The organism is Kribbella sp. CA-294648 (genome assembly GCF_050943845.1).
In the GTDB taxonomy this organism is placed as follows: Bacteria; Actinomycetota; Actinomycetes; order Propionibacteriales; family Kribbellaceae; genus Kribbella.
In genome coordinates this window covers 2604306-2627457 of sequence record NZ_CP191981.1, presented here as the reverse complement: position 1 = coordinate 2627457, position 23152 = coordinate 2604306, and the positions used below count along the sequence as shown (strand labels likewise).

Annotated in this window: 17 protein-coding genes; 6 read left to right on the top strand and 11 right to left on the bottom strand. The window is 67.5% G+C overall.

Annotation, left to right across the window (positions count from 1 at the left end):
- Positions 1–18 precede the first annotated feature (18 nt).
- Genes ACQPYM_RS12665 through ACQPYM_RS12645 form a run of 5 tightly spaced genes read right to left on the bottom strand, consistent with a single transcriptional unit; the run spans position 19 to position 9016 of the window.
- The gene (locus ACQPYM_RS12665) at positions 19–1314 is read right to left on the bottom strand and encodes a ricin-type beta-trefoil lectin domain protein (RefSeq protein ID WP_433019686.1); all 1296 of its coding nucleotides are present in this window, start codon (positions 1312–1314) and stop codon (positions 19–21) included.
- 25 nt (positions 1315–1339) lie between these two features.
- The gene (locus ACQPYM_RS12660; protein WP_433019683.1) at positions 1340–3055 is read right to left on the bottom strand and encodes a ThuA domain-containing protein; all 1716 of its coding nucleotides are present in this window, start codon (positions 3053–3055) and stop codon (positions 1340–1342) included.
- 48 nt (positions 3056–3103) lie between these two features.
- Positions 3104–5923 carry a PQQ-dependent sugar dehydrogenase gene (locus tag ACQPYM_RS12655; RefSeq protein WP_433019680.1) on the bottom strand — a complete coding sequence of 940 codons (2820 nt, stop codon included), beginning with the start codon at positions 5921–5923 and terminating at the stop codon, positions 3104–3106.
- Positions 5924–5974: 51 nt separating this feature from the next.
- Positions 5975–7480: a non-reducing end alpha-L-arabinofuranosidase family hydrolase gene (locus ACQPYM_RS12650; protein WP_433019677.1), complete on the bottom strand. Its 1506-nt coding sequence runs from the start codon at positions 7478–7480 to the stop codon at positions 5975–5977.
- 24 nt (positions 7481–7504) lie between these two features.
- A complete protein-coding gene (locus ACQPYM_RS12645) occupies positions 7505–9016 on the bottom strand; it encodes an endo-1,4-beta-xylanase (protein ID WP_433019674.1) in 1512 nt (503 codons plus the stop codon).
- A 265-nt stretch (positions 9017–9281) separates the two neighbouring features.
- Between ACQPYM_RS12645 and ACQPYM_RS12640 the strand changes: the two genes are divergently transcribed.
- The 4 genes from ACQPYM_RS12640 to ACQPYM_RS12625 all read left to right on the top strand — a co-directional run bounded on the left by ACQPYM_RS12640 (position 9282) and on the right by ACQPYM_RS12625 (position 13838).
- On the top strand, positions 9282–10292 hold the full coding sequence (locus tag ACQPYM_RS12640; protein ID WP_433019671.1) for a glycoside hydrolase family 5 protein: 1011 nt from the start codon (positions 9282–9284) through the stop codon (positions 10290–10292).
- A gap of 83 nt (positions 10293–10375) precedes the next feature.
- The gene (locus ACQPYM_RS12635) at positions 10376–11872 is read left to right on the top strand and encodes an amino acid adenylation domain-containing protein (RefSeq protein WP_433019668.1); all 1497 of its coding nucleotides are present in this window, start codon (positions 10376–10378) and stop codon (positions 11870–11872) included.
- Entirely contained in the window at positions 11869–13062 is a 1194-nt protein-coding gene (locus tag ACQPYM_RS12630; protein WP_433019665.1) for a hypothetical protein, read from the top strand. Before ACQPYM_RS12635 ends, ACQPYM_RS12630 begins: the two co-directional genes overlap by 4 nt.
- Positions 13059–13838 (top strand): enoyl-CoA hydratase/isomerase family protein, encoded by a 780-nt coding sequence (locus tag ACQPYM_RS12625; protein ID WP_433019662.1) that lies wholly within the window; start codon positions 13059–13061, stop codon positions 13836–13838. The genes ACQPYM_RS12630 and ACQPYM_RS12625 overlap by 4 nt, the downstream gene beginning before the upstream one ends.
- 66 nt (positions 13839–13904) lie before the next feature.
- Here ACQPYM_RS12625 and ACQPYM_RS12620 read toward each other — a convergent pair whose 3' ends face one another.
- A complete protein-coding gene (locus ACQPYM_RS12620) occupies positions 13905–16292 on the bottom strand; it encodes a ricin-type beta-trefoil lectin domain protein (RefSeq protein ID WP_433019659.1) in 2388 nt (795 codons plus the stop codon).
- A 194-nt stretch (positions 16293–16486) separates the two neighbouring features.
- Between ACQPYM_RS12620 and ACQPYM_RS12615 the strand changes: the two genes are divergently transcribed.
- Positions 16487–17248, top strand: coding sequence for a FadR/GntR family transcriptional regulator (locus ACQPYM_RS12615; protein WP_433019656.1), 762 nt, complete (start codon positions 16487–16489; stop codon positions 17246–17248).
- A 34-nt stretch (positions 17249–17282) separates the two neighbouring features.
- On the opposite strand, the gene ACQPYM_RS12610 is transcribed toward ACQPYM_RS12615, so the two are convergent.
- From ACQPYM_RS12610 to ACQPYM_RS12590, 5 genes are all read right to left on the bottom strand, one after another.
- Positions 17283–18023 carry a phosphotransferase gene (locus tag ACQPYM_RS12610; protein WP_433019653.1) on the bottom strand — a complete coding sequence of 247 codons (741 nt, stop codon included), beginning with the start codon at positions 18021–18023 and terminating at the stop codon, positions 17283–17285.
- Positions 18024–18087: 64 nt separating this feature from the next.
- Positions 18088–20997, bottom strand: coding sequence for a caspase, EACC1-associated type (locus tag ACQPYM_RS12605; protein WP_433019650.1), 2910 nt, complete (start codon positions 20995–20997; stop codon positions 18088–18090).
- 3 nt (positions 20998–21000) lie between these two features.
- Positions 21001–21399, bottom strand: coding sequence for an effector-associated constant component EACC1 (locus ACQPYM_RS12600; protein ID WP_433019647.1), 399 nt, complete (start codon positions 21397–21399; stop codon positions 21001–21003).
- 96 nt (positions 21400–21495) lie between these two features.
- Positions 21496–21804 (bottom strand): AzlD domain-containing protein, encoded by a 309-nt coding sequence (locus ACQPYM_RS12595; protein ID WP_433019644.1) that lies wholly within the window; start codon positions 21802–21804, stop codon positions 21496–21498.
- 3 nt (positions 21805–21807) lie between these two features.
- Entirely contained in the window at positions 21808–22509 is a 702-nt protein-coding gene (locus ACQPYM_RS12590; protein WP_433019641.1) for an AzlC family ABC transporter permease, read from the bottom strand.
- Between the two features lie 49 nt (positions 22510–22558).
- On the opposite strand from ACQPYM_RS12590, the gene ACQPYM_RS12585 reads away from it, so the two are divergent.
- Entirely contained in the window at positions 22559–23128 is a 570-nt protein-coding gene (locus ACQPYM_RS12585) for a CGNR zinc finger domain-containing protein (RefSeq protein WP_433019638.1), read from the top strand.
- Positions 23129–23152 lie beyond the last annotated feature (24 nt).

Below are 23152 nucleotides of genomic sequence, written 5' to 3'. Positions count from 1 at the left end.
CGGTGGTCTGCAGGAGGGTCAGGCTCGGGGCCAGCGTTGGTTGGAGTTGGTGGTGCAGGGGGTGATGGTTGTGGGTGAGGCGTTGGCGGTGCCGGTCGCGGTTAGGCAGAGGCCGGTTTGGGGGTTGGTGATGGTGCCGTTGTCATTGAGGTTCCACTGCTGGTTGGTGCCGCCGTTGCAGTCCCAGATGCGGGTCGGGGTGCCGGAGCCGGCGTTGAAAGGTACTTCGAGGCACTTGCCGAGGACCTGTAGTGCCTGCCCGGTGCGGGTGAACTGCTGGTTGGCGTTGGTGTGGCAGTCCCAGATGATCGTCGGGGTGCCGTTGGCGGAGTTCGCGGCGTTGACGTCCAGGCAGCGGCCGGCGGACTCGCTCCGCAACCGGAAGGCGGTCGGGGTCGGGGTGGTGTCTCCGGTGAAGAACTTCCACACCTCGTTCTTGACCCAACTCCTGGCGCCGCTCTCACAGCCGGCGCATCCGTCGACGGGGCCCTGCTGGTGACCTCCGTCGAAGGCGGCCCAGACCACTGGGTACCCGGCCCGGCAGCCGGAGTACGTGGTGGTGATGTGGGTGCGGCTGCCCGCGGCCGGCTCGGGCGGATTCTGTGGGGTGCAGCCGTTGTTGCGGACGAACCTGTCACGCATTCCTCGTCCGGCGCCGATGTTGTCGGAGATGCCGTGGATCCCCATGTACGCAAAGGGTTGGGTGCCGCCGCTGCAGCCGCTGATCCCACCCGGCGCCGCGATCGCCGCGACCGCACGGAAGGTCGTCGCCCGGGCACACGCGAGGGCGTAGCTCATCGCGCCGCCGTAGCTGAAGCCGAGGGCGAAGCGCTGTGCCGTGTCGACGCAGAGGTCGTTCTCGATCCGCCGGATCATGTCGTCGGTGAAGGTGACGTCCTCGCCGCCGGAGTTGCCCCAGCCGTTGTTGAGGCCCTGCGGTGCCACGAAGATCGCCGTGTTGTTCGCCAGCCGCCGCAGGCCGTAGTGGGCGTAGACGTCGCCGTCACTGCCACCAGAAGCGACCTGCTGCATCGTGCCACCCAACCAGTGATAGCCGAAGACCAGCCGGTACTGCGTGGTGTTGGTGTAGTTGTCAGGGACGCTCAGGATGAAGCTACGGTTCTTGCCGTTGCTCTGAATCGTGTACGTGCCGCTCCGCAGCGTCGGGGCCTTGCCGCATCCTGGGGAGGCGGCAAGAACAGCCGGTGCGGGTGCGGGTGCCGGCTCCGCCTGGGCCGGGCCGGCTCCGGTGAGAGCCAGCGCGGCGATGGCAAGTGGGGTCAACACCAAACTGAGAAGGCGTCTCTGTCTCATGAACTTGCTCCTGTTTCTTGAGGGGTCAGGGCCGGGTCCAGCGTTGGTTGGTGCCGCCGTGGCAGGTCCAGATGATCAGTTGGGTGCCGTTGGCCGTGCTGCCGCCATTGGCGTCGAGACACTTGTTCGACTGCGGGTTGATCAGGGAGCCGTTGGCGCCGGCCGTCCAGTTCTGAGCGCCGCTGCCGTTGCAGGTGGACAGTTGGACCTGTGCGCCATTCGCCGTACTGCCGCCCGCGACGGTCATGCACTTGCCTAAGGCACGCAACGTGTCGCCCTGCACGGTCCACTGCTGGTTGGCGCCGTTGGTACAGGTCCAGAGCTGGATCTTCGTGCCGTCGGCGGTGCTGCCGCCGCTCACGTCAACGCACTTGCCGCCGGGGCCGGTGATCGGTCCGGTGCGCGTGCCGCCCAGCTCCTTGATCCGAATGTTGCGGAAGGCAACGTCGTCGCCGGTGCCGTGGTTCTGGATGCCGATGTGGCCGGACGTCAGCGACCGGGCCGGGTCGGTGTTGGTGAAGTCGTTGATCTTTACGCCGTTCAGGAACACCTGCAGCCGCTCGCCCTCGACAAGCAGTTCGTACGTGTTCCACTCCCCCGGCGGGTTGAGCGCGGCGTCGCGGGCGGCCTGGTCGGCGGCCTTGAACCCGTAGACCGAGCCGGTGGTCTTGTCGGCTGTATCGGTGGCGTCGATCTGCACCTCATGCCCTTGTGCGAGGGCGGCCGCCGGGTCGCTGCCCGCCGGGAACCCGATGACCACGCCGGAGTTGTCGTCGCCAGGCATCCGCCAGTCCAGCTTGAGCGAGTACGAGCGGAACTCCTTGGCGGCGTACCAGAGCATGCCCATACCGCCGGAGGAGGTCAGCGTGCCGTCGCTGTTGGCGAATCCACCCGGCCCGGCCTGCGACCATCCGGCGGTCGATCCGTTGTACAGCGTGGTGTAGCCGGTCTCCGGCCGGCAGTCAGCCTTCGTCCGTTTGGCCGCGTACCGGATGCCGCCGAGGATCATGGCCCGGAAGCCACTCTCGCTGAAGCTGGACTGGGTGTGGCCGCTCCCCGTGTAGAAAGACCGTCCGCTCTGGACTGTCTTGCACCAGGTGTGCGGATGATCGGCGCCCATCGAGCCACCGGAGTAGGTGGACTCGTCCAAGGTCGCCAGGACGCGCGCGCTGGACCGGACGTTGGTGCGGTAGTTGTACCACTCGTCGGTCCGTACCCAGGCCGGCGCGAGGTGCTGCGTGGCCTGGTGCGCCCGGTTCTCGACTCGTACCGTCGCCTGCTGGATCGCGGGATGCGAGACGAAGTACGCACCGACCAGTTCGCCGTAGAACGGCCAGTCGTGCTCGGTGTCCGCCGCCGAATGGATACCGGCGTACCCACCTCCGCCCCGGATGTAGGACTCGAACGCGCCCTGCTGCGTCGCGTTGAGGACATCGCCGGTGGTGTTGAGGAAAACCACCGCCTCGTACTGCGCCAGGTTCGCGGTGGTGAACGCATTCGCGTCCTCGGTCGCGGTGACGGTGAACCCGTTGGCCGCGCCCAACTCACGGACCATCTGAAGGCCCGCCGGGATCGAGTCGTGCCGGAACCCGGCGGTCTTGGAGAACACCAGTACGTCGTACGGGGGGTCAGCGGCGCTGGCCGACGGACCGGCGCTGGCCGGCGGACCGGCGTTGGCCGCGAAGACGACGAGCGCGGTGACCGCCAGGCCGAGCGCGCGCCGGGCGAAGGAAGACTTCATCTCAGCTCACATCCCTTTCCTGTAAGTGCAGTCCTGTGCAGAGTTTTTTCATGACTGGGTCCAGCGCTGGTTGGTGCCGCCGCCGCAGGTCCAGATGATCAGTTGGGTGCCGTCGGCCGAGCTCGCTCCGGTGGCGTCGAGGCACTTGGTGCCGTTGCGGATGGTGCCGTCGCCCGGCACGGACCAGTTCTGCGCTGCGCTCCCGTTGCAGGTGAGCAGCTGCACCGGGGTGCCATCGGCGGTGGAGCCGCCGGTGACATCCATGCACTTGCCCAGTGACTGGAACGTGTTGCCGGAGCGCGTCCACTGCTGGTTGGCGCCGCCATGGCAGGTCCACAGCTGGAGTTTGGCGCCGTCGGTGGAGCTGGCTCCGCTGACATCGACGCACTTGCCGCCGATCCCGGTGATCTGCCCGGCGCCGCCGCCTGTCGACGTACCGAAGGTGAACGCGTCCAGGTCGAACAGGTAGCCCGTGCCGCTGCCGGCAAAGGTCAGGTAGAGCGTGCCGGTTCCGCCTGGGACGTTGGACAGCGCTGTGGAAACTTCGGTGAAGGTCTCCCAGCCACCGGTGTTCGGAACTGTCACCGTGCCGAGTACAGGCCCGGTCGGCGATCCAGTCCGTACCGACAGCGTGCCGCCCGAACCACCCGAGGAAACCCGGGCGGTGAACCGGGTCTCGCCGCTCAGCGCGTACGGCTGGAACGCGATCCAGTCGCCGTTGTGGATATCACCGACCGTCTTGCCGCCCTCGGCAGCCGCCTTGTCGTACAGGCCAGTACCCGATTGGGTGCCGTAGTGCTCCGCCTGGCGATGCCGTTGCTGCAGGACGTGCTGCGTGTGGGTGGTGACCGGCGGCTGCCCGTTGGCGCCGAGATCGGTGTATTCGGCGTTGAACACGGCGTACAGGTTCGCCGCGGTGTCGTGTTCACCGTCCGCAGGGATCGGCAGCGTGCCTGTGCATCCGTTGCGTGAGGTGATCAGGTGCGCATGGCTGTCATGCCCCACCAGGTAACTCAGCTTGACCCGGCTGCAGTCGATGGTGCCGTCCTCAGGGTCGGACACCGTGATCGTGTACGCCTTGGTGTCCCCGAAGCTGAACAGGCTCCCGTTGACAGGTGTGCTCAGCGTGACCGTCGGCGCTGTGTTGCCGACCGAGATGATCACACTGGCATTGCCGGAGCGACCGGCGGGATCCGTCACGGTGAGCGTGGCCGTGTACTGGCCGTTGGCGTTGTAGGCATGGCTCGGGTTCGCTGCCGTCGAAGTGGTTCCGTCGCCGAAGTTCCACGAGTAGGTCAGCGCACCACCCTCCGGGTCCGAGGAGCCGGCAGATGAGAAGGTCACGGCCAGCGGCGCGGAGCCCGACGTACGGTTGGCGCTGGCCCGCGCGACCGGAGCCTGGTTGCCGGCCGGGTTGTACTCGATGCGGTAGAGCGCCGAGCTCGCGTCACCGCTGCCCCAGCCGGTGCCGTAGTCCAGCACGTACAGCGCGCCGTCCGGGCCGAAGGCCGAATCCATGACCTGGGTACCGCGCCACGGGAACGGGTTGATCTGTCCGGCCGACCCGTCCGAGTTCACATCGATGACCTTGATCCAGCGCCGGCCGAACTCGCCCGCGAAGACATGACCGTCCAGGGCGGGCGGGAACTTGACCGACGACGGGTTGGCCGCGTCGTACCGGTAGACCGGCGCGCCCATCGGCGACTCCGAGCCGCAACCGAAGGCCGCCAGTGAACAGTTGTCGTACTTGATCCACGCCGGACGCGCGGCCGGCAGATTGGTCAGCCCGGTGTTGCGCGGAGAGTTGTTGACCGGTGCGGCGCAGTTGAACCGGGCGCCGGAGGGCCCCGACGGGAACGTGTAGTCCACATAGGTTTCCGCGGTGTTGTTGGAACCCACGCAGTACGGCCAGCCGTAGTTGCCCGCCGACGTGATCCGGTTGAACTCCACCAGGCCGGCCGGCCCGCGGCCGTTGCTCGCAGTACCGGCGTCCGGTCCGTAGTCGCCGAGGTAGACCACGCCGGTGGCCTTGTCCACGTTCATCCGGAACGGGTTGCGGAAGCCCATCGCGTAGATCTCCGGGCGGGTCCGCGCGGTGCCTTGGGGGAACAGGTTGCCGGCCGGGATCGAGTACGTTCCGTTGGCGTTCACCTTGATCCGCAGGACCTTGCCGCGCAGGTCGTTGGTGTTGCCCGCGCTGCGCTGCGCGTCGAAGGCGGGATTGCGGTTGGTGCGCTCGTCGATCGGGGTGTAGCCACTCGAGGCGAACGGGTTCGAGTCGTCCCCGGTGGACAGATACAAGTTGCCTGCGGCATCGAAGTCGATGTCGCCGCCGACGTGGCAGCAGACACCGCGGCTGGTCGGCACGTCCAGCACCGTCACCTGGCTGGACGTATTCAGGGTGAAGTCGGCGTTGAGGGTGAAACGCGACAACCGGTTCACGCCGTTCCACACCGAGAAGTCCGTCCCGTTCTCCGGGGCGTCACCTCCCGGTGTGGACAGCGGCGGCGAGTAGTACAGGTAGATGAACCGGTTGGTGGCGAAGTTGGGGTCGGCCGCGATGCCCTGCATGCCTTCCTCGTCGTGCGAGTAGACCGGCAGGGTGCCGATCACGTTGGTCGTCCCCGCCGCGGTGGTTCGCCGCAGGGTTCCGTTGCGTGCGGTGTGCAGCACCGAGCGGTCCGGCAACACCGCCAGCGACATCGGCTCGCCCATCTCGGCCACTCCACGCGCCAGCTCGACCTGCTGGAAATCGGCGGGGTTGACCGCATGCGCGGCGGCCTCTGGCGCCGAGCTGATCGCAGTCGCCGTCGTACCGGCGGCTATCAGGATGGCGGCGGAGATCGCCGCTGTGAACTTTCTTCTCATGGCAGGTCACACCCCTTGTTCGGTCGGGCGGGAGCGGGGGCAGTCAGGGGATCAGCAGGAGTTCGTCTGGGTGAGCAGACCCATTCGCCAGGGCAGCCTCAGGTAGTCGCCGCCGGCTCCGGGATCCTGGCCCTGGTAGACGAACTGCAGCCGGCAGGGATTGATCGTCAGCGTCTGGTCGTTGCTGGCCCGGACCAACTCGCCATGGCTGATGTCCTGCGTCCAGGCACCGTTGGGGAAGGTCACGTTGTTGCGGCCGGCAAAGGGTTGGCTTTCCGTTGCGGCCAACGGACTCCAGTTGCCGGTGAGGCTGGTGGAGGTGAAGGACCGGAAGTACCGCCGGCCGGTGCTGCCGATCGCCTCCTGCATCAGCAGGTACTGGTTGGATCCGGCCACTTTGTACACGTTGGTCGCTTCGAACAGCGCGAACTTGGAGTCCGACAACACGATCTGGGTGTTGCCGAAGCCGTTCGGGAAGTTGGCCAGGGTGGTCTGGGCCCGGTAGATGTGACCGTTGTCGTCGCTGAAGAACAGGAAGCAGTTCGCGGTGTCACAGATGACCCAGAAGTCGATCCAGGTCCCGTCCCCCTTGTTCTGCCGGACGATCTCGGGCTCCTGCGCGATGAACGTGCGCGGCGCCGACCACGACCGCGGATCGGCCGGGTTGGTGCTGGTCGAGTACGTCGGTGGCGCGGTCTGGTAGACCAGGTACCAGAGGTTCTGTGGCACGAAGTGGAACAGCTGCGGCGCGGCGCGGTAGCCCGGCCCGATCGCTGAAGCCGTGTCGAGATAGGTGTGCGGAGCCGCCGCGGCCTGGGACCAGTCGCCGAAGTTGAAGTTCACCAGACCCCAACCGTTCGCGCCGGCCGTCGTTGCGTAGACCAGCCACTGGTTGTTGTGGCGTACCACCGAGAAGTCCTTGATGGCATAGCGGTTGGGGTGTTGCGCGTCAGCCTTCGGACCGGCCAGCACGCCACTGGAGGACCACTGGAAGGTGGACGGCAACTGTCCGCCGCCGCTGATCGGGACCAGTCGCCACTGCTGGTTCGTACCGCCGCTGTCCGAGCGCTGCACGATCCCCGTGCCGTCCGCGGTCGAACCCCCCGGTACTTCGAGTGCTTTGTTGCTGTTGCGGTTGATCAGCCGCACGTGGCCGTCGGGCGAGTCGGCCAACCGGAACTGCTGATTCGTTCCGTTGTGATCGCTCCACTGCACGATGCCGGCACCGTCGGCGGTCGAGAAGTTGAACACGTCGAGCGCCTTGGCCGAATGCCGCGCCCGGAGCCGGTAGTACCCGCCACCGGAGTCCACGAACTGGAACTGCTGATTGGTGCCGTCGTGTCGCGCCCATTGCTGGATGGCGGCGCCGTCGGCGGTGCTCACGCCGGCGACATCCATTGCCTTGCCACTGGCACGGTTGACCAAGACGTACCAGGCGCTCGGGTCCACAGTGGCCGCTTGCGCCGGGATCGCCACGACCGCAGCCAGCAGACCGGCCACCAGAGCTACCACCATGGCGAGCGCCGTACGGCGACGGCCACGCGAAGTTCTCTTCATGCGGTGCATGTCCTTCTCCTTCGACTAGGAGCGCTGGAGTTGGAAGCGCTGGTTGGCGTTGCCGGTGTAGGTCCACTGCGAGATGCGTGCGCCATCGGCGGTCGACGCCGCCCACACGTCCAGCGCCAGGCCGCTCTGCCGGTTGACCAGGCTCACGACGCCACCGCCGTGATCGGTCGCCCGCCACTGCTGACTCGCGGCATTCGTGTCCGGCTGCTGCGTTACGTCAGCGCCGGTGCCTGAGCCCGACACCTGGAGTACGAGCCCGCTGTGCCGTGCCCTGATTCGGTAGTAGCCGCTGCCGGAGTCGAGGAAGTCGAACTGCTGGTTGGTCCCACCGCTGATCGACCACTGCTGCAGCCCGGCGCCGGGAGACGTGGACACGTTGGCGATATCGGCGGCCTTGCCGCTGTGCTGCGCCACGAACCGGTAGTTGACACCGACCTGGATCGGACTGCCGCTGGTCGTGCCGTTCAGCACGTTGAGCACGGCGTCGTACGCCGGCTTCTTGTTGCCGCTCCGGTCGAACAGCAACGGGTTCTCGCTGCCGCGCCAGGAGTCGCTGTCCCGAACGCCCCAGGTGGTGATGCCGGTGCAGCGCGGCACGTTCATGCACGCCCGGACAGTGTTGGCGTAGGCGGTCGGTGAGGCCTGCGCGATGTCGAGCTCGGTGAGCTGTACGTCGACGCCGAGGGCGGCGAAGTTCGCGATCGTGGTCTGGAACGTGCCGGGCGCGCCTCCGCTGCCGAAGTGGGCCTGCAGGCCGACACAGTCGATCGGCACACCACGGGCCTTGAAGTCACGGACCAGCCGGTAGACCCCTTGGGTCTTGGCGGCGTTCCAGTCCTCGATGTTGTAGTCGTTGTAGCAGAGCTTGGCGGCCGGGTCCGCGGTACGGGCGGTACGGAACGCCTCCTCGAGGAAGCCGTTGCCGAGCACATCCCGGAACACCGACTGGCGAAGTGCGCCGCTGCCGCCATCCTCGAACGCCTCGTTCACCACGTCCCAGGAATGGATCTGGCCGCGGTAGCGGCCCGCCACCTGGTTGATGTGGTTGTTCATCACGCCGCGGAGCGTGTTCGCGTCCCGGATCGCCTTGACCCAGTCGGGTAGCTGCGCGTGCCAGACCAGCGTGTGGCCACGCAACTGCTTGCCCTGGCTGCGCGCGTGGTTGGCGATCCGGTCAGCGTTGCCGAAGGTGAAGTTGTTGCGGGACGGCTCGGTGTGGTCCCACTTCATCTCGTTCTCGGCGGTGATCGAGTTGAACTCGCGGTTGAGGATGGTCGTGTACTGCGCGTCGGCCAACTTGCCGCCGGCCACCGCGGCCCCGAAGTACCGGCCGGACTGGGCTGCCGCCGCACCGAGGGTGCTGGCCGCCTCAGCGGTACCAGCCGCTTCAGCGGTGCCGGCCGCGTCGATGGTGGCGACGGCGCCGGACGGAACGAGGGTCATGGAACTGGCGACGGCGAGCGAGACGATCGCACCACGGAGCAGTGGCCGGCGCCACCATCGGGCAGGACGGAGTTGCGGGGTCATACTTCCTCCTCTTGTCACGGGGCGGTGTCACTGAGGTCGGGAGCGCTCCCAAGTTGGTTGCAGACCGTACGCGAGACCTCACGCAGGGCGCAATGCTTCAGTCTTATTCACTTTTGGTGCCTAAATGATTCAGTCCCATTGACGCCGGTGTTCGGGTCTGAACGTTCGTGGCCAGCTCTGATCGACGGATGGACACGCCCTGGGCGGAGGCCGATATTTCTTGGCACATCTCACGTTCCCTCGAGCCGCTCAGAAGAGGCGAAACATGATCCGGAAAAAGCTGACCCTGCTGGTCGCGACCGCCCTCGCACTGGGTGGCGTGGTCGCCACCACGCCACCCGCCCAGGCCGCCACCAACCAGTTCCGCGGGATGAACTGGGCCGTCCTCGGCGACAACTTCACCAAGGGACCGCTCGTCATCTCGGGCCTGAGCCAGACCGACAGCAACGCGACCGTGCGGGCCAAGGCCAACGCCCTCTACGACGACATGGCAGCGATCGGGGTGAACGCCGTCCGGCTGCCGATCAACACCCACACCGTCGGCACGACCTGGTGGAACAACTACCGCGGTGCCATCGACGCCGCGACCGCGCGCGGCTTCAAGGTGATCCTCGCCTACTGGGAGGACGGCGCCGCCTCGGGCGGCAAGGTCACCAACTACGCCGCCTGGAACACGATGTGGTCGCGAGTCACCAGCCTGTACGGCTCCAACCCCAACGTGTACTTCGAACCGATGAACGAGCCGCACGGCTACAGCTCGACGGAGTGGCGCAACGTCGCGGCCGAGTGGCTCAGGTACCACTACTCGGCCGTGCCCAGCCGGACGCTCATCGGCGGTACCGGCTTCAGCCAGGATCTACGGGACATCTGCAACGACAGCCGCTTCAACGGGACGCTGATGTCCTTCCACACTTACACCTTCTTCACCGGCCCGATGACGTACGACGGTTGGCGCAGCCACATGCAGACGCGACTGGGCAACTGCGCCTCGCGCGCGGTGATGACCGAATACGGATCGCCGATGTCCACCGGCCTCAACTACGCCAACGCGTCCAGCACCGACAACTTCGTGCGCTACCTGCGCGCCGCCACCCAGGTCATGCGGGACAACCAGATGGGCGGCACCTACTGGCCGGCGCTCGGCGGCAAGCGCACCAACGGCGGCGGCTACGACTGGTACTCGATGTTCGCCCTGAGCGGCAGCGGCACCAGTCTCAACCTGACCGTCCGCAATGGCTCCGGCCGCGACCGGATCAGGTACGGCTGGGGTCTGTAGACAGACGGCACGACATCAGATCAAGGGCAGGTCGGCGTGAGCTGATCTGCCCTTTCGGTTTCGCCCCGAACCAGGAGGTCGTCATGTCTGACCAGCTCACTCCCGCCGACCAGATTCTCTTCCAGCACTACGGCTCCGGCCGCGCTGCCCGCCCGGAATTCACTCGTATTCACCACGCCGTCGAGGCCCAGGCGCGCAACCATCCGCGCGGTACCGCGGTCGAACACCTGGGTGTTCGGCTGACGTACCAGGAACTCGACCAGCAGGCCGAACACCTCGCCAACCGGCTTGCCGTACTGGGCATCCGGGCGGGTGACCGGGTCGGCCTGTTCCTCGCCCGTTCAGCCCAGATGGTGGTCGGGATCCTGGCCGTCCTCAAAGCCGGCGCGGCCTACGTGCCGCAGGACATCCGGATCACTCCGCCAGACCACTTGCGGCACGTCGTCCGCACGGCCGGCATCCGGGTCGTCCTCACCACCAGCCAGTACGACGTACCCGCCGGGCTCGGGGAGATCGTCGCGATCGACACCGTCGCGGCTGAGGCCGACCCACCGCGAGCCGAGCAGGACGGCGACGCGGCCGTGGTGATCTTCACGTCCGGCACCACCGGAGTACCGAACGGCGTCCAGGTCAGCCACGCCAACGTGTGCAACGTGCTGCTCACCGAGCCTGGATCGTTGGGAATCCGGCGGGCCGACCGGGTCGGACAGTTGCTGAACATCGCCTTCGACCTGGCCGCCTGGGAGATCCTCGGGACGCTCGCCCACGGCGGCACGCTGGTTGTCCGAGGCAACGATCTGGCGCGGACCGCGGCCGGCCTGACCGTCGTCATCGCCACGCCGAGCATCCTGTCCACCCTCGACCCAGCCGCCTGCCCGGCGGTCCGCACGGTCGCCGTCGCGGGTGAACGATGCCCACAGCGTCTGGCCGAGGCGTGGTCGCGACGAGCGGCCTTCCACAACTGCTGTGGCCCGACCGAGGTCACCATCGTCAACACCGTGCAGCGCTACGACGGCGCCCTGACCATCGGCCGGCCGGTCCCCAACACGACGGTCTACATCCTGGACGACGACCTGCGGCCGTGCCCGATCGGAGAGATCGGCGAGATGTGGGCCGGCGGCGCCTGCGTCACCGACGGGTATCTGGGGAACGAGGCGCTGACCGCCGAACGGTACCGGCCTGACCCGTTCCTCGGTGGCGCCCACCGGATGTTCCGCACCCGCGACCTGGCCCGGTGGACTCCGGACGGTCAGCTGGAACACCACGGCCGGACCGACGACCAGGTGAAGCTCCGGGGATTCCGGGTCGAGCTGGACGCGGTCACCTCGGCACTCGAGCAGACTCCGGGCTGCGCTCGCGCCGCCGCGGTACTGCACGAAGACCGGCTGGTCGGTTTCGTCAGCCCGGCGACCGTCCAGCCGGAGCTGGCCCGGCGAGCCGTCGAGGAGCTGCTGCCCTACTACTGTTCACCGACCCTGATCGTCGCCGTCGACAAGCTGCCGGTGACCGAACGCGGCAAGATCGATCGGCGTGCGCTGGTGTCCCGGCTTGCTCGAGTCGAGCAGTGGGGCGTGGCATGACCACACAGCTCAGTCTGCCCGCCCCGGGACGGTCGTTGCGAGCACGGGTCAAGCGCCGTCCGTTCACCCATCACAACCGGCTCGCCGCCGCCGTCGTACTGATCAATGTGGCGTCGATCCCGAGCGCCGATCCGTCGACGATGGTGCTCGCCAACTTCGCCCTCGCGGTACTGATCCGGCAGCAGTACGTGATCAATCTGCTGTTCTGGCTGGCGACCAGCGTGCCCATCCACTGGCCGCTGCGGATCCGGTGGACGATGGGCAAGGTCTATCACTTCGGCGGCCTGCACGTCGGTGCGTCGGTGTGCGCCACCGCCTGGTTTCCCTTCACTGCCCCCTCCCTCGTCCTGACCTGGGTGATCCTGGCGCTGCTGCTCACGATGATCGTGCTGGCGCTGCCGGTACTACGGGCCCGGCAGCACAACTGGTTCGAGCGAGCCCACCGTTTCGGCGGCTGGTCCGTCCTCGCACTGTTCGCACTGCATGCGGTGGCGACCGCCGGTACGGCGAGCCTCTGGGTGCTCGGGGTCGTCACCTTCAGTGTGCTGCTGCCGTGGCTGCGGTTGCGCCGGGTGCCGGTCCGGATCGAGCGGCCGTCCCGGCACGTCGCGCTGGTCCGGTTCGGGTACGGGGTGACGCCGTTCGCCGGATCATCCACCGCGGTGAGCCGGAATCCGTTGCTGGAGTGGCATTCCTTCGCCAACGTGCCGACGCCCGGACAGCCCGGGTTCCGGCTGACGATCTCGCGGGCGGGCGACTGGACGGGTGCCCTCATCGACGACGCGCCGCCGTACCTGTGGGTCAAGGGCATCCCGACCGCCGGCGTCGGCAACATCGACAAGTTGTTCCGCAAGGTCGTCTGGGTCGCGACGGGCAGCGGTATCGGCCCCTGCCTGCCGCATCTGCTCGCCGGTGACACGCCGTCGCTGCTCGTCTGGTCGACCAGGCACCCGCGCCAGACGTACGGCGACGCCCTGGTCGACGAGATCCTCGCCGTCCAGCCGGATGCGGTCATCTGGGACACCGACGCGGCCGGCAAACCGGACCTGCTCGCGCTGACTTATCAAGCCTATTTGCAGTCCGGTGCCGAGGCTGTCATCTGCATCTCGAACAAGTCGACCACCTGGCAGATCGTCGAGGAGCTGGAGCTGCGCGGCATTCCGGCCTTCGGTGCGATCTGGGATTCGTGAGGAGCATCGTGGACTATCTGCATCTGGACATCGAGGACGGCGACGTCGTGACGCTGACCGTCAACCGCCCGTCCGCCCGCAACGCGCTGTCCGTCGGCGTACTGACCGAACTGCGGCACTTCCTCCGCACCGCGTCCAAACCGATGATCCTGACCGGTGCGCCCGGACCCGCGTTCGTCGCCGGTGCGGACATCCGCGAGATGGCTCCGATGACTCCGGACGAAGGGGCGGCGTTCGGCCGGCTCGGTCAGGAGGTGATGAACCTGCTGGAGAGTGTGCCGGCACCGGTCATCGCGTGCGTGGACGGGTACGCACTCGGCGGCGGCTGTGAACTGGCGATGGCCGCGGACTTCATCTATGCGACCTCGAAGGCGGTCTTCGGCCAGCCGGAGGTGCTGCTCGGGCTGATTCCCGGATTCGGCGGCTGTGTGCGTTTGCAGCAGTTGGTGGGGCCCGGGCTGGCCCGGGAGCTGATCTACTCCGGCCGCAAGGTCGAGGCCGCGCAGGCTCAGCGCATCGGGCTGGTCAACCAGGTCTTCGACTCCAGGGAAGACATGCTCGCGGCCGCCGCCCGAACCCTGGGCGAGATCGCGGTGAACTCGCCCACCGCCGTGGCCCTGTGCAAGGCCGCGATCAACGGCTCCCGAGGTGCGAACGTCGAGACTGGACTCGACCTGGAGGCGACGGCCTTCCGGCAGGCGTTCACCACACCGGACATGCGCGAGGGAACAGCTGCCTTCCTGGCCAAGCGCACTCCGGTCTTCCGGCACGCCTGACAGGATGCCGGCCCACGGACCACCACCGGACAGTGGTGGTCCGTGGGGCCTTGCTGGTCTCCGTGATCAGGAAAGGGCCCACTGCTGGTTGCCACCGCCGTGGCAGGTCCACAGGTGGACCTTTGCGCCGTTGCTGGTGCCCGCACCGCTCACATCCAGGCAGAGTCTGGACTGCACACCGGTGATGGTGCCGTTCGCGTTGAACTGCCACTGCTGGTTGGCTGCGCCGGTGCACTGCGAGATCACGACCGCGGTGCCGTTGGTGGTCTGGCTGTTCAGGGCCGTCGCGCACCGGGTGTTGCCGCCGCTGTAGACGGTCAGCTGGCCGGTCGCAGTACGGGTCCAGGTCTTGTTCGCCGCGGCGGAGCATCCCCAGATGTTCAGCTGTGTCCCTGGGGTGGTGCTGTTGTTCGGGACGTCCAGGCACTTGCCAGCGGCCAGGGCGAAGAGCTCACCGGTCCTGGGTCGCAGGGCGGGTTCGATGCCTGCCGCCGCCATCACCTGCTGCGCGGCAGCGGGCCAGGAGCCAGCCACCTGGACGTTGCCTCTGACAACGTTGTTGTGCGGCGGGCCGGTGGCCACGTTGGTCACGCCGGTGTTGTACCAGTTGTCGGCGAAGACGTTGTCGTTGGTGTTGTTGGTGGAGCTGGCGTTGGTGAAGGCGAAGACGCCGCTGTCGATGATCACGTTGTTCGTCACCGAGACGTAGCGCGAGCCTTCGTCCAGATACAGGCCGACGGTCCTGCGGTTGTCGTAGACGAGGTTGTGGTCGATCGAGCCGCCGGGGTTGGCGGACAGGTTGTAGAGACTTCCGCCGTCGTGCAGTGACTTCTTGGTGCCGTGGACGACGTTGTACCTGACGATGGTCTCGCGCAACGTCGTCGGCGTCGTGTAGACCGGCTGGTAGTTGTAGAGGCCGCGGTTGCGGTAGTCCTGGCTACCGCCGGGGTCGTTGGCGCCCCATCCCCAGCCGACGTCGATTCCGTCGTACGCGAGGTTGGACACCTCGTTGTGCTCGATCACGGCCCGGGTGGCGTACGTGGACAGGATGCCGGCCATGTCCTTGTAGTCCTTCGCCACATCCGTCACCAGGTTGTTCTTGACCAGGATGTCCCGGTTGACCATCGCGGGATTGCTCGGGTGATGCGCGTCCGGCCGGACTCCGCCGATCAGGATCCCGCCACCGGAGAGGTTCGTGAAGGTGTTCTGGGTGACGGTGATGTTGGACGCGCCGAGCCCGACACCCGACTGATGCGCGTTGGCGTCGTTGCCGATCCCGAGACCCACTTGGCCGAGGTGGCGGAAGGTGTTGTTGGTCAACGTGATGTTCGTGGCAGCCGAGACCTGTACGGCGGCGGGCACCTGCCCCCAGCCGTTGCGGGTGGCCTCGAACTGTTGGCAGCCCGACTGGCAGGAGGTCAGGAAGTCGCCGGGCATCTGGTAGGCGGCTGGGATGAAGGCGCCACTCTGCTGGTTCGCGTACCCGATCGAGGTGCCCGGCTGGAGCCAGGTGGTGTGCTCGAAGACCATGTCCCGCAGGGTGATGTCGCGGACGGGGTTTACGTGGGTGCCGCTCACCTGGACCAGGGAGGTCAGGCGCGGCAACACGATCTCCCGTCCGACGGGTGACTGGCCGGCGGCCGCTTTGTAGTAGAGCTTCCCGGCCTGCGGATCCAGGTACCACTGCCCCGCAGTACGGAGGAATGAGTAGGAGTTGTGCAGCGTCAGGCCGCCGCCTGCGAAGGGTCTTGCCAGGGTGTCGTAGCCCCAGTTGTTGTTGTTCCACGCGGGTTGCTGCATGGTGACGGTCGTTCCACTGATGCTTTGCACGGGTGAGTACCGGTCGGTGAACGAGTTGAGACTCTCCAGCTCGATCCGGTTCTGCTGGGGCAGCGTGGCGAGGTAGTTGAGTGCGGAGTTCGTGATGGTCAGGCCCGTGGGGGTCATCCGTACGTCGTTGCGCGAGATGGGGATCGAAGCACGCGGCGCAAGAGTTCCGTCCACGTAGAGCTGCCGCGAGTCGACGCCCTGCGGGACCGACGCGACCCAGACGTTCGCGCCCGCGTCGTACTGCGTCCAGCCGGTGACGGGCTGGCCACCGGACACCCTCGGTGTCGCGCCGGGGCTCGCTTGCCAAGTGACGGTGTGGCCGTTGCGGCCCGAGTCGGCACTGGTGAACTTCAACGGTTCGGACAGCCGGTAGACACCGCCTGCGAGCTCGACGACCACATCGGCCTCAGCCGACCGGGCGCGGGCCAGTTCCTGGGCCTTGGCGAGAGTGGCGACCGGGTTGTCGGTGGAACCCGCGTTGCGGTCGTTGCCGTTCGGGGCGACGACGATCCGCACGATCGCGGTGTCCGCGGCCAGGGCGGGAGGGACGGTGAGGAGCGGCACGGTGAGGGCGGTGGTCGCCGCAATGGTTGCGGCGATCAACGTGCTTGGGCGTGAGGGCATGGGTGGTTCACCTTTCCGGAGGGGCGGAATCGGTCGGGTGTGACGAGGAGCTGACAGAGCGCTCCCAAAATGTGTCTTACTTATAGGACCTGCCCTGTCACACTCAGTCAAGAGATGAGACCGACTGATCCTTCGGTCTTCAGACAACGTTGGCAGGTATCCTCGGGATGGCTCTACACAAGGGAGGCAGGCAGGTGGACAGCGCGTCCCTTCCGGCCGGCGCAGTACCGCAGCCGCGGGAGGCCGGCCCGTACCGGCCCGGCTACGAACTGGTGGCCGAGCAGATCCTGCAGCTCATCGCGGAGCTGGACCTGCGGCCCGGCGACCGGATGCCGACCGAGAACGACCTCGCCGAACGGCTGGGCTCCAGCCGGACCGTCGTACGGGAAGCAGTGAAGATCCTCTCCGCGATCGGCCGGATCCGGGCCCAGAAGGGCCGCGGGCTTTACGTTTCGGACGACGACGGGATGCTGAGCGCGTCCCGCTTGGGCGGGTTCTTCCATCCCACCGACCTCGACCACGTGTACATGCTCTTCGAGTTCCGCCGGGTCCAGGAGACCGCCGCCAGCCGATTGGCGGCGACCCGCGCGACCCCGGCCGAGCTGCGAGCCATCGAAGCCGCCGCCGAGACCTGCCGACATGGCCACCTGACCGGGCAGCCCACCCTGTTCGACCGCGGCGACGAAGACTTCCACCTCGGCATCGCGGCCGCGTCCCACAACAACTTCCTGGTCTCCTCGGTCCGCGAGGCCCGCCGCCTCCAGCACCAGTCCAAAGTCATCGGCTTTCTGAGCGCGGTCGGCGGCCACGCCCAGGAGGCCACCGAGGAACACGCCGCCATCTACCAGGCCATCCGCGACGGCGACCCGGACGCAGCAGCCCAAGCCACCGCCGTCCACCTGGACAACACCCTCGAGGACTACCGCCGAGAAATCCAACGCCGAGTCTTCGGCTGAGCGCCCTAGCGGGCGTCGCCGCCTTCGGGCGGGCTCACATCCGGGATCTCAGGACGTCGAACTCGCCGCCTGGGGTGTTGGGGTCGAAGCCGTGGTTGATCAGCCAGCGGGAGGCGCGGAGGCTTCGGAGGGACCACCAGGCGCGGATCGCGTCGAGGTCGACGTCGGTGCCGTAGCCGGCGAGGAGGTCGGGGAGGCGTTCCTCGTGGCCGAGCGTCAGGCTGGCCAGGTCGTACATCGCATCGCCCTGGCTCGCCTCGGACCAGTCGATGATGCCGGTGACCTTGTCGCCGTCGACGAAGACGTGGGTGATCTGCAGGTCCCCGTGGGTGAACACCGGTGTCCACGGCCGGAGCGCGGCCTCGGCGATCTCACGGTTGCGCCTGACCAGGTCGGCAGGAAGCGCGCCGCTGGTGACGAGCCACTCACATTCGCCGTCGAGGTGCGCCGCAATCTCGTCGCGGCTCCGCCGACCGGGCCACGGCGGCAGCGGCGCCTCATGCAATGCCCGTACTGCGGCGCCCGCCGCGGCCCATCCCGCCGGCGACGCGGTCGACGGCTCCCCCAGTCGTCCGAGCGCCTTGCCGGGAAGTGCGGCGATCGCCAGCACGGACGGCTTCCGCCACAGGATCTCCGGAGTCGGCACCGGCGCCAGACCCATCGCCTCGACCTCGATATCGAGGTTCGCCTGATTGCCGTCGACCTTCAGAAAAAGGTCGCCGACGCGCAGCGTCACCCGCTCGCTGTGAGCAACGACGACCTCAACCTCATCCACACCACCCATTGTCCCGGGGCCACTAACCGGAGTCACCGGAATTACGCAGCCCGCAACACCCGGGCTATCTTCCGAGGTTGATACCTCCTACCGCCTTGGGGATCGTGGCGTCCACGACCAGGATGTTGTGGTCGGGGTGGTAGCCCATGACGTAGATGCGCTGGTTGTCGTGACTCACCTCGACCCGTCCGGACAGGCCGCCCTCGCTCTCGACCGTCCCGATCACGTCGCGCTCCTTGGTGTCGATCACGGTGATCAGATCCTTGAGCGGCTGACCCTCGGGCGGCGTGCCCAGTACGACGTACCGGCTGCCGTCGTCGGTCAGTACCGCGTCCGTCGATCGTCCCGGCAGGGGAACCGGTGACGGCCGGGGACTGTCGACGTTCGTGTTGACGACGGAGTACGAGTCTTTCGCCAGCACGTAGAGATAGTCGTCCCGCGTGATGCTCAGATCGATCGGTTGGCCGGTGATCTTGTACGGCGATCGCGCCGGCCGCATCGTCACCGCGTCGAACACGGCGACGGTCGACGATTCGCGACTTGCCACGTAGAGGCGCCTGCCGTCCTGTCCGGCCACCAGGGACGACGGCGTGGCACCGCTGCTGACGGGCCCTCCCACCGTTGCCAGCTTCTCCGTGTCGACGACCGTGATCGTGGCCGCCTGAGAGCTGAGCACGAACAACCGGTTCGTCTCCGGACTCAGCGCCAGGTCGATCGGTTCGGGCCCGACCGGTATCGGTTGGCCGACAACCTTCCAGGTGGCGACGTTGATCACCGAGACCGAGTTGGACCGGTTGTCGGCCACGTACAGCCGATCCGCGTCGGGCGCGAGCACCGCCGCGAACGGGGCCTCGCCGACCTCGAGGGCCTCGCCTTCCTGGTGCTGGGAATGGGTGTTGATCTTCACTGCCGTGCCGTTGGCGTGGTCGATCCCGTAGAGAACGTCATTGTTCGGTCCGACCACGACCGACACGATGACCGGCGTCGTCGGCCCTCGGGGATCGACAATCACGACTGCCCCACCCAGTACTACGGGAAGCACCGCCGCGACCACCACGATCCACCGACGAGCCTTACCGGTCGCAGGGCTGGCGGCATCCTCAGGCTGTCGACGGCCGATGATCACCACGCCGGCCAGCAAGGACCAGACAGCAAGCAGAACGATGAGCGCAAGAGTCCGGTGGGCAAAGGTACTGAGGCCTCCGTAGACGCCGATCAAGATCGCGAAGCCGGCCAGCACCCAGCCACCGAGGAAGGTCAGCCCCCGTCGCATCATCATCGCGATCAGCGGGCCGGCAAGAGCCAGTTCCGCCGCTCCGATCTGGAGAGCCGCGACCTCCACGGGCACGCCCGACCGGAATCGGAGCGTCGCGTTGTAGGTCAGGTAGAACATGATCCCCAGCTGTACCGCCGCGGCCAGCCCGCCGAGTCCCATTGCCGTCCAGGCCAGCCGGCCGCGCAGCCGTCGTACGTCGAGGGTCAACTCCTTGCGGAGGCGCCACAGCGCGGCGGCGCCTGCACCGATCCAGGCCGCATGCCCTGCGAGTGCCAGCCCGGCCACGGCTGGCTGAGAGGACAGCGCGCCCGCGCCACCGACGAAGAGCGCGTTCGTCGACCACCCGGTCACCATGGCTGCGCCGAGTACTCCGAACGCTGTCGTTCCGGCGACGAGTTCCAAGCCATGGCGTCGTTGAAGAACAACAGAGGCACCGGCCGCAAGGGCAGCGACGACGAAGTACCACAGCGGCGCGGAGTCCAGGCGATAGATTTCGAACCCGATGGCTGCCGACACCACCAAGGCGAGCGCGGCCAGCAGGCTGAGGGTGTAGATCGGCCAAGGGACAGTCGCCGGGATCGCTCGACCGGCACGGCGGCGCAACGATGTGCCGAGGAGCGCGGGATCGATGACGATGCGGCGCGCCGCCGGAATCGGCCTGCGAGCTGACCGAGCCGCCTGCGTTGACTGAGCCGGCTGCGTTGGCCGAGCGGGCCGGGTTGGGCCGGAGCTCACCGCGGCGGCAGGCACCGGCGGCGCGGGAGCATCCAGCGCTGCGCGGGCTGCTGCCGAGACGGCTCGGCTGTCGTCGTCGACGAGTTCCTCGAGCCGGGCATTCGCAGTACGGCGGACAAGGTCGTTGCCGGACCACCGCAACTGGGCGAGCTGTCCCACCGCGGCTTCTCTTGCCCCAGGCAACGGACTGACCAGTGCCTCGGCCAGGTGGCGCGGCAGGGTCCAGTTGACGTTGGCCGCGATGATGGTCCGGCCCTCGACCTGGTCCAGCTTCTTCGGCCGCTGGTTGGGCTGCTCGGCCGTGACCCGGTCGTAGACGAAGTTGTAGAGCTCGTCGACCGTGATGTCGCCGTCGCCGTCCAGGTCCGCGGTGCCGTCGCGCAGCCCGTCCACCAGATGACGGGTGAAGACCGACTGCGCGGCCTCGCCATGAATCGTGCTGCCTTCGAACGCGTACTGCGTCGAGTCCGACGCGGTCAGCACCGTTCGCCCACGGCCGCCCAGCTTCTCCAGCGTGTGCACGGCGGAATCCGACTTGGCGAACTGCTGGGTCTCGTACGAACCGCTGTAGCAACAGTCCAGGATGAGGATCTTCTGCCGGGAAAGGCTGTCCGTCATGGCTTCGTCGACGAGCTGCGCCGACAGTGCGGTGAACCGCAGCCGGTCCCGTTTCGTGTTGGCCATGGCCAAGTGCAACCGGCCGTTGTCGTCCTTGAGCCCGTGACCGGTGAAGTAGAGCAAGGTGAGATCGTCGCGCCGGCTTTCCCCGTAGAACTCCGCGATCGCCTCCCCGACCTCGTGCGTCGGCGCGTTGACGAGAGTCCGTACGTCGAACCCCGCGATCTCGGGGTCCTCCAGTACGGCTGCGAGCGCTTCCGCATCGTGCGCCGGGGTAGTCAGCCGTCTGAGCCCGGTGTCCTCGTACTCGTACGTGGCGATCAGCAGCGCCAGTCGGCGGCCCATGGGCTACTGATCCGTGTGCTTGGCGAGGAACAGCTGCAGCAGCTCCTCCCGTTCGCTGAAGCTCGGGCGGTCCAGCTCGATCGAGTCGTCGCCGACCTTGACGCTGATCCGTTCCGGCCCGGTACGCCGGGCGAGCCAGTCCCGGAGTACCGAGATCAGGCTCGGGATCATCCCGCCCGCTCCGCCCATTGCCACCGCGATCGCTCCGTACGTCACGGCGTCGCCCTTGCTGTTGCCGGGAGCATCGGCCGTCACCGGCCGGGTGTCGAACTCCCGCTCACCGAGCTCGTTCCGGAGCTGCCGCGCCAGCCGGTCCACGCGCTCCGCGTCGAACTCGTCCTCCCCCAGCACAACGATCTCGACCCACCGCACGTCGTCGCCCACGAACTTCCCCCACCTCATCAGCCGCCTTCGCGTCCGGCAACATGATCCTCGGCTCCACGCCGACCCACAAGCACCAATCTGACAGCGGGTGACGGACCCGCTACGTGCCTCGCTTCAGACCACAGCTCTCAGTACCGCGGTCACCGCGAGGGCGATGGCGACGCTGACGAGGACTGGTGCGCGGCAGAGGTACGAGATCGTGGCGGCGGTCAGGCCGGCTGCGAGGGTCCAGTCGGCTTCGCTCCAGCCTGGGCCGGCGAAGTCGGTCACGATCAGACCGGCCAGCAGGGCCGGCGCGAACAGCGCGATCATGGTGGCCGTTCGCGGGGGAAGCGGCCGGTTGCCGAGCAGCGCCGGGCCTGCTGCCTTCAGCACGAAACTGACGATGGCCACGAGCAGGATGGCCGTCCAGAGTGAGTTCACCGGTCAGTCGCCCCCCACGGTCGCAGCCCGGTCGGTCGCTGCCGAAGTTCGCAGCCCGATCAGGACAGCCGCGCCGGAACCGACAATCGCGAGACCGACCGGGACGACCAGGGTCAGCCCTGCCGCGAGTGCGGCAGCCGTCGCGGCGACCCAGCGAGCCTGCGCGGAGGCGCGCAGTTCGTCGATGAGCAGCAGCAGGAAGAACGCGGGGAACACCACGTCGAGTCCGAACCGGTGGATGATCTCGGCGGACGGTGCGGTGAGCGCACCGAGGAGCGTTCCGAGCACCCACGCGGGCAACTGGACGAGGGTTGCCCCGATCATCTTCTCGCGGTCGTACTTGCCGTTCCCCTGATGCGCCGAGGCCCAGGAGGCATCCACGATCGCCTGCCCCTCCAGCGCGCGGCGTACCCGGCCGCCTTTCAGGTCGGAGGCGACCGCAACCCCCATCGGCAGGAAGCGGGCGTTGATCATCGCCGCCGCGCCGACGGCCAGCGCGATGCCGCCGCCACCGGCCAGCGCGGTTGCGAGCGCGAACTGCGCGGAGCCGGAGAACACGACCAACGAAGCGACAACCGGTGCCAAGGTCCCCCAGCCCAGCGAGTGGGCCAAGGCACCGAAGGTGACACCCATGACGAACGTCGGCACGCCGATCGCCAGACCGACCCGTACGCCGGCCGCGTAACCGCCTCCGATCACTGCCATGATCGCCATTCTAACATCCTATCGACATTTAGTCTGTTAGAATGAGACCGTGACGGACAGTTGGCGGGGATACGAGCTGCTCGGCGGCCATCTGGCCCTCGATCTCGTCAACACGGTGTCCTGGCGCCTCGACCCGGCCAAAACCTTCGACCGGCTCGATGCCCCGGACTTCCTGGCGCTGTGGCTCGCCCGCACCGGCCTGGTCCCGGGCGACCCGCTCACCGACGCCGCCGACGTGATCGATCCGTTGAAGGAGCTGCGGGAGACCGTGTACCGGCTGCTCGTCGCGACCGACCAGGCCGACGTCATCTCCTTCGGCGAGCGGCTTGCGGCGGCACGCGGCCTGGCCGTCGCCGAAGCAACGCTGCCGTTGCAGTGGACCGTCCCCATCACGCGGATCGCCGACGTGATCCCTGCCCTCACGCTCACCGCTGACGACCTGCTCCGCTACCCCGACGCCGCCTTGGTCCGGCAATGTCTGGGCCCCGGCTGCGGCTGGCTCTTCCTTGACCGCACCCGGAACCACTCCCGGCAATGGTGCAGCTCGCAGGACTGCGGCAACCGCGAACGCGCCCGCCGGCACTACCGCCGCTCCCGCGAACAGCAACCTGCCGACTGAGCCGTGGACGCCGGCTCGAAAACT